General features: G+C 67.4%; 2 protein-coding genes. Both read right to left on the bottom strand.

The window, feature by feature from the left end; translation table 11 throughout:
• The coding region (locus GGR61_RS20385; protein ID WP_184623704.1) for a non-ribosomal peptide synthetase at positions 1-8,418 on the bottom strand (8,418 nt) is incomplete at its 3' end.
• Between the two features lie 239 nt (positions 8,419-8,657).
• Positions 8,658-14,831 carry a non-ribosomal peptide synthetase gene (locus tag GGR61_RS20380; protein ID WP_326520647.1) on the bottom strand — a complete coding sequence of 2,058 codons (6,174 nt, stop codon included), beginning with the start codon at positions 14,829-14,831 and terminating at the stop codon, positions 8,658-8,660.
• Positions 14,832-14,855 lie beyond the last annotated feature (24 nt).

The following is a 14,855-nucleotide window of genomic DNA, read 5'->3' as shown; positions in this document are numbered from 1 at the left end:
CTCCAGCAACGCGCCCAGCGCCTGCGGGTCGCGCATCACCGGCGCAGGAACGACGACGACGGTGGCGCCATTGAGCAGACTGCCCCAGACCTCCAGCGTGGCCGAGTCGAAGGCGGGATTGGAGGCGAAAGCGACCCGGTCCTGGGCCAGCAAGCGCGCCGGTCCATCCTGCAACACCAGGTTGAGCACCGCGTCATGGGCCACGACCACGCCCTTGGGCTGGCCGGTGGAGCCGGAGGTGTACATCACGTAGGCCGCCGTCGTGGCGGGGACGTTGATTGGCGGAGCAGTGGCGACGCCTGCCGCCTCGTCGAGATCATGGATCGTCAGGCACGACAGCTGTGCAGGCGCCAGGGTGCTGTCGTGTGCATGAATCAGCACGCTAGCCTGTGCATCGGCGATCAAGGCCAGCAGCCGCTCGCTGGGATGGGCGATGTCCAGCGGCACATAGGCCGCGCCACACTTGAGCACGGCCAGCTGCGCCACGATCAGTTCGGCCGAGCGCGGCAGGGCAATGGCCACGCGCTGGCCGGCGTGCAGACCCACGGCGAGCAAACGCTGCGCCAGTCGATTCGCGTGTGCATCGAGCGCGGCATAGTTGACGTAGCGCTGGTCCGACACCACCGCGATGGCGTCCGGCGTGCGCCGTGCCTGTGCCTGGAACAGGTGATGCAACGCCTGCTCGGGTATGGCGGCGAGCGCGCCGGTGCCGACGTCGGCCAGCAGGTGCTGCCGCTGTGGCGCATCCAGCCAAGGCAACTGCGAGACGCGGAGAGCGTCGTCGCGCGTCAGCGCATGCAGCAGCTGCTCGAAGCCGCGCCACCAGCGTTGGATCGTGCTCGCATCGAACAGCGCGGTGGCATAGCTCAGCGTGCCGACGATGCAGGCATCGCGCTCTTCCAGGGTCAGGTCCAGATCGAACTTGAGCACGGCCAGCGCCTGCGGTACCGACTGCAGCTGCAGTCCGGGCAGATCGAGCTCGCTCTCGCTGGCGGTGGCGCTTTGCCAGGTGAACATGGCCTGGAACACCGGGTGATGGGCCAGGTTGCGTGCGGGGTTGAGCGCGGCGATGAGCTGCTCGAAGGGCAGGTCCTGATGCTGCTGAGCCGTCAATGCGGTGCCACGCACCTGGGCCAGCAACCCGGCGACGGAAGGATCGTCACGCAGATCGATGCACAGCGCCTGGGTGTTGACGAACAGGCCGATCAGCGGCTCCAGTTCGCTGCGGGTGCGGTTGGCGACCGGGGTGCCGATGACCACCTGATCCTGGCCGGCCAGACGTGCCAGCAGCACGCCCCAGGCGGCGAGCAAGGTCATGAACACGGTGGTGCCGTGGCGCTGGCTCAGGGACTTCAGCGCCGCAGTCAGCGCGGCATCGAAGGCAAACCCCACCGCATCGCCGCGATGGTCCTGCTGCGGCGGACGCGGACGATCGGTGGGTAGCTCCAGCAGCGCTGGCGCGTCGTGCAAGTGCGCGACCCAGACCTCGCGCTGACGTTGCAGGACATCGCCGTCGATCCAGCGGCGCTGCCACACGGCGACGTCGGCGTACTGCAACTGCAGCGGCGGCAAGGGATCGGGCTGGCCTTGCGCGAAGGCGGCATAGAGCGTGCTCAGTTCGCGCACCAGCAACCCCATGGACCAGCCATCGCAGATCAGGTGATGCAGGGTGACGAGCAGCACATGGTCGTCGTCGGCCAGGTGCAGCAAGCGGCCGCGTACCAGGGTGTCGTGGTCCAGATCGAAGGGGGTGCCGGCTTCCTGGTCGGCCAGTGATCGGACCTGTGCGTCCGGATCGGGGTGAGTGCTGAGATCGTGTTCGGACAGCGGGAAACCAATGCTGTCGGCGTCGATGCGCTGTACCGGTTCGTCGTTGTGCAGGCCGATGCGGGTGCGCAAGGTCTCGTGGCGGGCGACGATGCGGTCCAGCGCCTGACGCAGGGCATGGTGATCCAACGTGCCGCGCAGACGCAGACCATTGGGCATCAGATAGGCCAGCCCGGCCTGGGCATCGAGCCGGGCCAGGAACCACAGCCGCTGCTGGGCGAAGGACAGCGGCAACGGCGTGCTGCGGTCGGCCGGCACGATGGCCGGCAGCGTGCTGGCCGCAGCGCTGACCACGCAGCGGGCCAGGGCATGCAGCTGCGGATGGTTGAACACATCCCCGATCTGAAGTTCCACGCCCAGAGCGCTGCGCACACGCGAGATCAGTTGCACTGCCAGCAACGAGTGGCCGCCCAGATCGAAGAAGTCGTCGTCACGCCGCAGCTGCGGCAGGCCGAGCAGTTCCTGCCACAACGCGGCCAATGCCTGTTCGACAGCGCCTTGTGGTTGCTGTGCTACGTCGATCGCCGCGGCGGTGGAGAGCGGCGGTATCGGCAAGGCATGCCGGTCGAGCTTGCCGTTGACGGTCAACGGCAATGCGTCCAGCGACAGATAGGTGGCCGGCAACATGTACTCCGGCAGCCTTGCTGCCAACTGGGCGCGTAGCGTCTCGGTGCTGAGGGGGCCTTCATTTCCGATCAGATAGGCGACAAGGCGTTTTTGGCCAGCGTCGTCGCGGGCGACGACCACCGCCTCGCTTATGCCCTCGCAAGCACGCAACGCCGCCTCGATCTCGCCCAGTTCGATGCGGAAGCCGCGGATCTTGACCTGAGTGTCGTTGCGACCCAGAAACTCCAGCACGCCATCGGCACGCTGGCGCGCCAGATCACCCGTGCGATACATGCGTTGCCCAGGTAGGGGCGCGAACGGATCGGGTACGAAGCGTTCGGCGGTCAGTGCCGGTCGGTCGTGGTAACCACGCGCCAGTTGCGCGCCAGCGATCCACAATTCGCCGACCGTATCGGTCGGAATTCGCTGTAGGGCGTCATTGAGCAGGTGGAAGCGCGTGCCGGCGATGGGGGCGCCGATGTGCGCGCATGCATTTGGGGCAATTTCACCGAAGCTGACGCCGCAGACGGTTTCGGTCGGGCCGTAGGCGTTGAGCCAGCGCACCGGCCCCTGGACGATGGCGTGCCATTGCCTAACAGCATGGGCCGATACGGCTTCGCCGCCACTGACCACCAGGCGCAAGGCCTGCGGAAACGGTGCGTTCCCCGTTGCCATCTCGGCAACCCAGGTATGCCAGTAGGCGGTCGGCAGATTGAGCACGCTGATCTGCAGCGCATCGAGCGTCTGGCTGAATTCCGCCGCTGCCGGTAGCCGCGGAAACGGCGCCTGTACCAGGGTAGCTCCGTAGGCCAGGGTCACAAAGATCTCGTCGACCGCGATATCGAAGCTGAGCGAATTGCATTGCAGAACCCGGTCCTCGACTGTCAGCGCATAGATCCGCGCTGCCTCCTGCACGTAACGGTGCAGACCGGCATGCGTCACGGCCACACCCTTGGGCTGGCCGCTGGAGCCGGAGGTGTACATCAAGTAAGCCAGATGACCTGGCTGTAATGCCTCGATGGATGGATTGCTCGGCGGGGTGTCGGACCACGCGACGGCATCCGCATCGATGCGCAGCAACGGCGTCGTGAGGGGCGAGGGTAGGCGTCCCCAGCCCACTGCATCGGCGATGAGCAAGTGCGGACAGCTGTCCGCGAGCATGAAGGTCAGGCGCTCCGGCGGATAGGCCGGGTCGAGCGGCACGTAAGCGCCGCCGGCCTTGAGCACTGCCAGGATCGCGACGATGGCGTCGACGCCACGTTCCATGCACAGCGCCACGCGCACGTCCGGTGCCACGCCGAGTGCGATCAGATGATGGGCCAAGCGGTTGGAGCGCAGGTTCAGGCCGGCATAGTCGAGGCTGGATGTTGCGTCCTGCACGGCGATCGCGTCGGGACGCTGTACGACCTGCCGTTCCAGCAGGCGGTGCACGGGCATTGCGTCGACGACGCCGCCAGCGGTGTCGTTGCACTGGCGTAGTTGCGCATGGTCAAAGGCGCTCAGCACTTGCAGGCGCGCGAGCGGTGTGTGTGCGTCGGCGGCCATCGCACGCAGCGTGGCGATGAACAGTGCGACATGACGTTCGATGCTGCCGCGCTCGAACAGCGCCGTCGCATAGGCCAGGCTGCCGACCAGCACATCGTCGCGCTCGGACATGGCGATTTCCAGGTCGAACTGCACGCTCTGCACCGGCAGCGCTACCGGCCGCAGCGTCAGGCCAGGCAGTTCAAGACGGCCTTCCGGCGCGTTCTGCCAGGCGAACATGACCTGGAACAGCGGGCTATACGCGGTACTGCGCACCGGCTTGAGCGCCTCGACGATCTGCTCGAAGGGCAGGTGCTGGTGCGCCTGCGCCGCGAGCGTGTTCGCCCGCACCTGGCTGAGCAAGCTGGCGGTATCGGGCGCCTGACGCAGGTCGATCTGCAAGGCCAGCGAATTGACGAACAGGCCGATCACCGGCTCGAGTTCGGCGCGATCGCGTCCGGCGATCGGGGTGCCGATCACCACCTGCTCCTGGCCGGACAAACGTGACAACAGCACCGCCCAACCAGCTAGCAAGGTCATGAAGAGCGTGGTGCCGTGGCGCTGGCTCAAGCCGCGCAGCGCGGCGGTGAGATCGGCGTCCACTACGATCTCGACTGTGTCACCGGTGTAGTCCTGCAGCGCAGGACGAGGGCGGTCGGTCGGCAGCTCCAGCCGCGGCGGGGCGTCGTGCAGGTGTCCAATCCAGAACTCGCGCTGGCGCTGCAGCAGCTCGCCGCTGATCCAGCGACGTTGCCACACGGCGATGTCGGCGTAGTGCAGCGACAGGGGTGGCAGCGGATCGGGCTGCCCCTGGGCGAAAGCGGTGTAGAGGGTGCTCAGTTCGTGCACCAGCAGACCCATCGACCAACCATCGGAGATCAGATGGTGCAAGGTGACGAGCAAGACATGGTCGTCCTCGCCCAGGCGCAGCAGTTGGCCGCGTGCCAGGCGGTGACACGCCATGTCGAAGCGCGTCTGGATCTCCTGCGCGGCATGCAGCTGGGCCCGGGCTTCTGGATCGGCATCGGCGCTGAGGTCGTGCTCCGAGCACGGGAAGCCGACGCTGTCGGCGTCGATGATCTGCACTGGTTCGCCCTGGTGCAGCGCGATGCGGGTACGCAAGGTTTCGTGGCGGGCGACAAGGCGATCCAGTGCATGGCGCAGCGCCTGCCGATCCAGACGGCCGTGCAGGCGCAGACCGTTGGACATCAGGTAGGCGAGATCGGCGCGGGGATCGAGCTGCGCCAGGAACCACAGCCGTTGCTGGGCAAAGGACAGCGGCAGCGGGGCGTTGCGCGGGACCGGGACGATCGGCGGCAGCGTCTGCGGCGTCGCGTTGGCGAGCACCGTCGCCAGCGCCGCCACTCGAGGATGGGTGAAGATGTCGGCCAGGGCCAGCTCCACGCCAAGCCGCTCGCGCAGGCGCGAGATCAATTGCACCGCCAGCAGCGAGTGGCCGCCGAGGGCGAAGAAGTCGTCGTTGCGGCCGACCTGTTCGACGCCGAGCAGCTCGCTCCACAGCGTGGCCAGCAGCTGTTCGAGGTCACCTTGCGGCGCGACATAGGTCTGCAGATCCAGCGCCTGCCCGTCAGGGGCGGGCAGGGCGGCGCGATCGAGCTTGCCGTTGGGGGTCAGCGGTAGCGCATCGAGCTGCACGTAGGCTGCAGGCAGCATGTGGTCGGGTAGACGCGCTGCGAGTTGGGTACGCAGTGCGGCCGGGTCCACAGCCGACGTGTCGCCGACGAGATAGGCAACCAGGCGTTTGTCGCCGGTGTCGTCGCGCGCGACGACCACCGCCTCGTGCACGCCGTCGCAGCTACGCAAAGCCGCTTCGATCTCACCCGGCTCGATGCGGAAGCCGCGGATCTTGACCTGCGCATCGTTGCGGCCGAGGAAATCCAGGCTTCCATCGGCCAGCCAGCGCGCCAGGTCGCCGGTCTTGTACATGCGCTCGCCGGGTTGCTGGGCGAACGGATCGGGGACGAAGCGTTCGGCGGTCAGGTCGGGGCGGTACAGATAGCCTTGCGCCAGTTGCGCACCGGCGATGTGCAGTTCACCGGCCACACCGATCGGCGTCGGTTGGCCGTGGCGATCGAGCACATAGAGCCGAGTATTGGCCAGCGGCCGGCCGATCGGCACCCGCCGGCTTGCATCGGGCGCCTGCTGCAACGCCAGCGCGGTGACGAACTGGGTGCTCTCGGTCGGGCCATAGGTCTGCAGCACGGTGGCGGGGCCGCCTGCGGCGAACACCTGGGCCAGCGCGTGCGGATCGGCGACATCGCCGCCGGTGAGCAGCAGACGCAGTGCGCCCAATTGCGTGGCCAGCAGCGGCGCGTAGGCCCGCAGCACGCCAGCGACCAGGATCAGCACCGACAGGCGTTCGCGCTCCAGCAACGCGCACAGCGCCTGCGGGTCGCGCATGACCGGCGAGGGAACCACCACCACCGTGGCGCCGTTGAGCAGACTGCCCCAGACCTCGAGCGTGGCCGAGTCGAAGGCCGGGTTGGAGGCGAAGGCGACGCGGTCGCCGGCCTGCAAGCGCGCCGGTCCGTGCTGCAGGACGAGGTTGAGCACGGCGCCATGCGACACCGTCACGCCCTTGGGCACGCCGGTGGAGCCGGAGGTGTACATCACGTAGGCCGGGGTGAGCGGATGGGTGACCACGTGCTGCAGGGTCGCTGGCGCATCGAGCGCCAGCTGGTCCGGATCCAGGCAGCGCAGTTGCGGAACATCCAGCGGCGGCGTCTGCGCATGCACCAGGGCCAGCGGGGCACGGCAATCGCGCAGCAACTGGCCGAGACGTTCGGCGGGCTGTTCGTGATCCATCGGCACATAGCAGGCGCCGCACCTGAGCACGGCCAGTTGCGCAATGACCAGGGTGGCCGAGCGTGGCAACAGCAGCGCCACCGGCTGGCCCGGCTGCAGTCCCTGCCGTTGCAGGTGGTCGGCCAGACAGGCGGCGCGGTTCCATACCTGCGCATAGCTGAGGTTGAGATCGCCATCGATCAGCGCAGTTGCCTGGGGAGCGCGCTGGACCTGGGCCAGCAGGCCCTGGGGCAGGGTCGTGACCGGCGGCAGCGGCGCTTCGGTGGCGTTGAAGCCGTGCAGCAGCTGATCGCGTTGCTGCTGCGGCAGCCAGGGCAACTGCGCCAGACGCGGATTGGCGTCCGTGCCGATGGCCTGCAGCAACTGCAGGAACTGCGCGACGTGGCGTTGCATGCTGTCGCCGTCGAACAGCGCGGTGGCATACCCCAGACGCCCGCCGAGCGCATCGCCGTGTTGCTGCATGGACAGGGCGAGATCGAATTCGGCGCTGTCCTGGCCGCTGCGCAGCGGTGCGACCTCCAGACCGGGCAAGCTCAACGACTGGCCTTGCTGCATCGTATCCAGACCGAACATCACCTGGTAGATCGGGGTGTGACCAAGCGCGCGCGGCGGCTGCACGGCCTCAACGACTTGCTCGAACGGCAGGTCCTGATGGTCCTGCGCGCTCAACACCACATCGCGCACCTGCTGCAGCCAGTCGCTCAACGTACCCTGCGCAGGCACCTGGAAGCGCAGCGCCACGGTGTTGACGAACAGGCCGATCAAGGACTCGACCTCGCTGCGCGTGCGCCCGGCGACGGCGGTGCCGATGACCAGATCCGCTTCGCCGCTGAGCCGCGACAGCAGCAGCGCCCACGCCGCCAGCAGCACGCTGAACAACGAGCAGCGATGCGATCGGGCCAACGCCAGCAATCCCTGTGTCACCGGTTCCGGCAGCACGAACTCGACGCTGGCCCCGGCATAGTCCTGCAGCGCGGGGCGTGGATGATCCAGCGGCAGCGGCAGCAGCGTCGGCGCGCCGCCGAGCTGGGTCTTCCAGTAGCTGAGGTGCCGTTGCACCGCATCGCTGCCGAGTCGCTTGTGTTGCCAGATCGCATAATCGGCGTATTGCACCGGCAACGCCGGCAACGGATCCGGATGTCCGCACAGAAACGCGGTATACAGCGTGCCGAGCTCCTTGAGCAGCACGCCCATCGACCAGGCATCGGACACCAGATGGTGCATTGTCACCAGCAGCACGTGCTGCTGGTCGTCCAGACGCAGCAAATGCCCGCGGATCAATGGGCCGTGCGCGAGATCGAACGGCTGTACCGTCTCGTCGCGCACGCATGCGTCGATGCATGCGGCCGGCTGCGCGTGGCCGCGCAGATCCGTCCGCTGTAGGGGGAATCCGGCTTCTTCGAGAATGCGTTGCCTGACCTGGCCTTGCACCTCGACCAGGCAGGTGCGCAGCACTTCGTGGCGCTCCACGATCCGGTCCAGCGCGGCGCGCAAGGCAGCTTCGTCCAGGCGGCCGTGCAAGCGCAGTCCGCCCGCCAGGTGATAGGCGGTGCTGCCACGCGGGTCGAGCCTCGCCAGAAACCACAGGCGCTGTTGTGCGAACGAGGCAGGCAACGTCTTCAGAGGTCGATCCATTGAGAAACTCGGGACGCCTGCAATGGGAGTGGCCAGGGGATGCCGCCGAACACGCACGCGCAGGTCGTCTGCGCGGGGCATCCAAACGTGCACCGCAGGACGTCTTTTTCCCCGTTACTGAACCCTCACGCTTGACTCAACGTGACATCCACTTGCCTGATGCACGAGCATGCTGGGCAAGTGGATGCCGTGGATCCGCGGCGCGCCAGCTTTCTGCGCTGGACTTGCAACGAGCCAGATCATTCGTAATAGCGGCTCCGGTCCACCAGCGCGGCGATCGGGGCGCTGGACGCGGCGGCACTGTCGGCCAGCGCCGCCGCCATGCGCGCGAGCGTCGGCTCGGCGAACAGCCGCGACAGCGGCAGCCGGCGTCCGAGCCGGGCCTGGATGCGGGTGGCCAGTTGCACCGCCAACAACGAATGTCCGCCGATATCGAAGAAATTGTCGTGCCGGTTGACCGTGCCGACGCCAAGCAATTCGCACCAGATCTCCGCCAATGCGCATTCGGTTGCGCCCTGGGCGGGATCCGCCTCGGCAATTCCCCGCTGGGTGTCGTCGGGCGCAGGCAGCGCACGCACGTCCACCTTGCCGTTGGCGGTGAGCGGCCAGGCCTGCAGGCTCACGTAGGCGTCGGGCAGCATGTAGTCGGGCAGCGTGGTGGAAAGATGGCGGCGCAGTTCGTCCGGGTCGTGCGCCGTCATGTCATCGCTTTGCGCGCCGATCACATAGGCGACCAGGCGGCGTTGTCCGGCCGTGTCCTCGCGCACCCGCACCACCGCCTGGTCGACCTGCGGATGGGTGTGCAGCGCCGCTTCGATCTCGCCGGGTTCCAGCCGGAAACCGCGAATCTTGCTCTGCGCATCGCGTCTGCCCAGGCACTCGAGCAGGCCGTCGGCGCGCCAGCGGCCCAGATCGCCGGTCCGGTACATGCGCGCTCCCGGTTCCCCGCTGAAGGGATCGGGTACGAAATGCTCGGCAGTCAATGCCGGCTGTCGCAGATAACCCAGTGCCACGCCAAGGCCGGCGATATGCAGTTCGCCCTGCATCCCGACAGGCAACGCTTGACGATGTTGATCGAGGACATGCACACGCAGGTTACCGATCGGCTTGCCGATCGGAATGCGTCGGCCATCGGCCGGCACCTCGGTGACCGCAACGGCAGTGACGAACTGCGTGGTCTCGGTAGGGCCGTAGGTCTGCAGCAGCGTCTGCGGCGGGGTATCGCGCAGCAGCGTGGCCAGCGCCTGCGGGTCGGCGATGTCGCCACCGGTGATCAGATAGCGCAGCGTCGGTAGCTCGCGCGCCAGCTCGGTTGCGTAAGCGCGCAGCACACCGGCGACCAGGATCAGCACGCTGATGGCATGGGTGCGGACGAACTGGGACAGCACGCTTGGGTCAAGCATGACCTCCTGCGGCACCACCACCACACTGCCGCCGCTCAGCAACGGCGCCCACACTTCCAGCGTGCTGGAGTCGAAGGCCGGGTTGGACGCGAAGGCGAAGCGGTCATCGGCCTGCCAGCGGGCGTAGTCCGGGTCGCGCACCAGATTGAGCACCGCCTGATGCGGCACCAGTACGCCCTTGGGTGTGCCGCTCGAACCAGAGGTGTACATCACATAGGCCGGTGCGGCGGTGGGCAGCAGCGGCGCTGTAAATGCTGCGGTCAGTGGCCCGTCCAGGGTGATGTCCACGCAAGGCGCTGCGCTCCATGGCGGTGCTTCACCAGCCGCGTGCACGATGGCGCGGGCCTGGCAATTCCCGGCCAACTGGGCATGTCTGGCTGCAGGTTGAGCTGGATCCAGCGGCACATAGGCCGCGCCTGCCTTGAGGATGCCCAGCTGTGCGGCCACCAGCTCCGCACTGCGCGGCAGCAGGGTGACCACGCAATCGCCACTGCGCACGCCGGCTGCGCGCAGGAGCAGGGCGATGCGGTCGCTATGCGCGTCCAGTTCGGCATAGCGCAGGCTGCGGACGCCGTCGATGACGGCGATGGCATCGGGCGTGCTGCGGGCCTGGGCCTGGAACGCGGTGTGGATGGTGGTCGGCGGCGACAATGCGCGTACCGTGCCATTGCATTGCTGCAACGCGCGCCATCCGGCCGCATCCAGCAACGGCTGCCGGTCCACCGCCAGTGTCGGTGCATCGGCCAAGGCCGCCAGCAGACGCGCGTAGTTGTGCAAATACCCTTGCATGGTGCTGCGATCGAACAGCGCGGTGGCGTAGCGCAGCACGCCGCCGATCCGCGAGGGGGCGATCTGCATGTCCAGCGACAGGTCGAACTGGGCGACGCAATGTTCGCTCGGGTAAGCGCTCAGGTGCAGGTCCGGAAGATCCAGTGCGCCGGCAGGCGTGGTGTCGGCAGAGAACATCGTCTGGCACAGCGGCGTGTGCGCCAGGCTGCGGACCGGCCGCACCGCTTCGATGATGCGTTCGAACGGCAGATCCTGGTGGGCTTGTGCGGCAAGCAGCCTGGTCTGGACCTGGTCCAGCAATTCCAGGAACGTCGGTCGAGCGGACAGGTCGATACGCAACGGCAAGGTGTTGACGAAGAAGCCGATCAACGGTTCCAGTTCGCTGCGATTACGGCCTGCCGACGGTGTGCCGATGACCAGATCGGTCTGCCCGCTGTAGCGGGCCAACAGCGCTGCCCATGCAGCCAGCAACAGACCGAAGACGGTGACGCCCTGCTGCACGGCCAGTGCCTGCAGACGCAGGCTCAGGTGTTCGTCCAGGATCAGTTCCACATCGTCGCCGCTGGTGTCTTGCAGCGGCGGACGCGGTCGATCGGTGGGCAGCTCCAGCAAGGCTGGCGCATCGCGCAGGTGCGTGCGCCAGAAATCCAGCTGGTTCTGCTGCAGTTGGCTGTCGATCCAGCGGTGTTGCCAGGCGGCGTAGTCGGCGTACTGGATCGGCAGCGGCGGCAGCGGCGGCAGCGGATCGAGGGCATCGCCGACGAAGGCCGCGTACAGCGCGCCGAGCTCCTCGATCACGACGCCGATGGACCAGCCGTCGGAGACGATGTGATGCATGCTCAGCAGCAGCACATGCGCGTCCTCGGCCAGGCGCAGCAGTCGGCCTCTGACCAACGGACCGTTGGCGAGGTCGAAGCCGGTGCTGGCTTCACTGCGGGCGTGCAGGCGGGCGGCGCTTTCCGGTGCCGGGTCGCTGCTCAGGTCGATCCGTTGCAAGGCCAGTTCGCACGGTGCGGCGATGATCTGCACCGGGATGTCGTCCACGCTGGCGAAGTGGGTGCGCAAGGTTTCGTGACGCGCCACGATGCGATCCAGCGCACGGGTCAGCGCCTGGACGTGCAAGTTGCCACTCAGGCGCACGCCGCGGTGCATGATGTAGGTCGCGCCGGTCCGCGGATCGAGCTGGTTCAGGAACCACAGGCGCTGCTGGGCGAAGGACAGCGGCATCGGTGCGGTGCGCGGCATCGGCAGGATCGGTGGCAGAGCGGTGGCGCTCGCCTCTCCCAGGACCTGGGCCAGCTCAGCCAGGCGCGGCTGGGCGAACAGCGCGGCCAGCGGCAGTTCCAGGCCGAGGGTGCTGCGGATGCGCGAGATCAGGCGCACGCCAAGTAGGGAGTGGCCGCCGAGTGCGAAGAAGCTGTCGTGGCGACCGATGCGTTCGACGCCAAGCAGCTCGCCCCACAGCGCGGCCAGCAACGTTTCCAGCTCGCCTTCGGGGGGCGCATAGGCCTGGACGGCGAGCGCATCGGCATCGGCTGCCGGCAGAGCGCGGCGATCGAGCTTGCCGTTGGCGGTCAATGGCAAGGCGTCGAGTCGCACGTATGCAGTCGGTAGCATGACCTCGGGCAGACGCGTGGCCAAGGTGTCGCGCAGGGCAGACGGCTCGGCTTGCTCGGGCTGTTCGGTGACGAGATAGGCGACCAAGTGCGGCTCGCCGGGAGTGTCTTCGCGCAGCAGCACGGCGGCGTCATCCACGCCGGCGCAGGCGCGCAGGGCGGCGGCGATTTCGCCCAGCTCGATGCGGAAGCCGCGCAGCTTGACCTGCTCGTCGTTGCGGCCGAGGAAGTCCAGCGCGCCATCGGCACGCCAGCACGCAAGATCACCGCTGCGGTACATGCGTTGGCCGGGCTGTTCGGCGAACGGATCTGGGATGAAGCGTTCGGCAGTCAGGTCGGGGCGGCCCAGATAGCCGCGTGCCAGCTGTGGCCCAGCGATATGCAGGTGCCCAGTGACACCAATCGGTGCCAGCTGAGCGTGCGCATCGAGCACGTGGATGCGCAGATGCGCGATGGGCTGACCAATCGGCACGCGGCCACTGGGGTCCAGTGCATCTTCGCGCGTGGTGTCGTGGACCACGCAGCCGACCACGGTTTCGGTGGGGCCGTATTCGTTGATCAGCCGCGTGTGTGGTGCGAGGGTCTGCCAGCGGGCGAGCGTGGCTGCGGGCAGGGCTTCGCCGCCGATCACCATTACCGCTGGGCTGAGCGGTCCTTGATGCTCAGCCAGCTGTTGGCCGAGCACTTCCAGATGCGCCGGGGTGAGTTTGACCAAGCCCAGCGGAGTGGGATCGCACAGGCGCTGACGCAAGGCATCGAGCGTGGCGTGCTCGGGCAGCAGTTCGACCCGTGCACCGCACAGCAGTGGGGCGAGCAGGCTGGTCAGCGTTGCATCGAACGCCAGCGAGGAAGACACCACTGCGCTGGGGAACGGGCGATAGGTGGCAATGGCCCATTGCAGGTAATGCGCAGCGCCAGCGTGAGTGAGCAACGTGCCCTTGGGCTGGCCGGTGGAGCCGGAGGTGTAGATGACATAGGCCAGGTTGTCCGGGCACAGGCCGGGGACCATCGGTGCGCCGGGATCGTCCGCACCTACATCCATGTCCGTGTCCAGCGTCAGCACGCTGACCCGCAGCATGGCGCGGCTGGCGGGCAGGCGATCCTGCAGTTCGGTGCAGGTCAGCACTGCGCGCGGGCGGCTGTCTTCCAGCAGGAACGCCAGACGTTCGCTGGGCAGTTCCGGGTCCAGCGGCAGATAGGCGGCGCCGGCCTTGAGGACCGCGAGCAGGGCCACGACTTGATCGATCCCGCGCGGCAGATACAGCGCGACGCGGCTCTCCGCTCCAACGCCCAAGGTGCGCAGACGATGGGCCAGCTGATTGGCCCGCGCTTCGAGGACGGCGTAGCTGAGTTCGACGGTGTCGCCGCGCAGCGCGATGGCATCGGGCGTACGCCGTACCTGCGCTTCAAACAGGTGATGGATGCACGCCGCTTGCGCCAGTGGCGCAGTTTCGGTGCTGGTGAAGCGCTGCAGCTGGGCGCGTTCGTCGGCAGGCAGCAGCGGCAGCTGCGCGATGTGGAGCTGCTCATCGGCCGCCATGCCGGCCAGCAGCTGGACGAACTGGGCCAGCTGGCGCTCGATGGTGCGGCGGTCAAACAGCGCGCTGGCATAGCTCAGGCTACCGACGATGCGGTCCCCAACTTCGCCCAGGAACAGCTCCAGATCGAACTTGGCATCGGCCGATGGCGACTGGAACGGCTGCAGTGCGATGCCCGGCAGGGTCAGGTCGGCATCGGGGACGTTCTGCCAGGTCAGCACCACCTGGAACACCGGTTGGGCGGACAAACTGCGGGTGGGATTGAGTGCTTCGATCACTTGCTCGAAGGGCAGGTCTTGATGGTCCTGCGCGGCCAGGGCGGTGTTGCGCACCTGGGCCAACAGCTCCGCGACCGAGGGGTTGGCACGCAGATCGATCCGCAGCCCCTGGGCGTTGACGAAGAAGCCGATCAGCGCTTCGAGTTCGCTGCGGGTGCGGTTGGCGACAGGCGCGCCGATCACGACTTCATCCTGTCCAGACAGGCGTGACAGCAGCACTGACCAAGCGGCCAGCACGGTCATGAAGACGGTGCTGCCGTGACGCTGGCTCAAGGCGCGCAAGGCGCTGGTGAGTTCGGCATCGAGGGCGATTTCGATGCTGTCGCCGCGGTAGTCCTGCAGCGCAGGACGCGGGCGATCGGTGGGCAGTTCCAGCAGCGCCGGAGCGCCGTGCAGATGTTCGCGCCAGAAGCTCAGTTGGCGTTGCAGCAGCGGGCCTTCGAGCCAGCGACGCTGCCACAGCGCGTAGTCGGCGTATTGAATCGGCAGCGGCGGCAACGGATCGGGCTGGCCCAAGGCGAAGGCCGCATACAGGGTGCTGAGTTCGCGCACCAGCAGGCCCATGGACCAGCCATCGGTGACGATGTGATGCATCGTGACCAACAGGCGATGTTCGTGCTCGGCCAGACGCAGCAGGCGGCCGCGAATCAGCGGGCCAGTTGTTAGATCGAAAGGCGTGCTGGTCTCAAGTTCGGCATGGCGTTGAGCATCGGCGTGTGGATCTGCTGCCTGGCGCAGATCGACACATTGCAGCGCAAAGCCGATCTCCGGCGCTGCGATCAACTGGATAGCGCCATCGTCGGCGGCGACAAA

The organism is Xanthomonas sp. 3058 (assembly GCF_014199765.1).
Classification (GTDB): domain Bacteria; phylum Pseudomonadota; class Gammaproteobacteria; order Xanthomonadales; family Xanthomonadaceae; genus Xanthomonas; species Xanthomonas campestris_B.
This window is presented reverse-complemented; position numbering and strand designations above follow the sequence as displayed.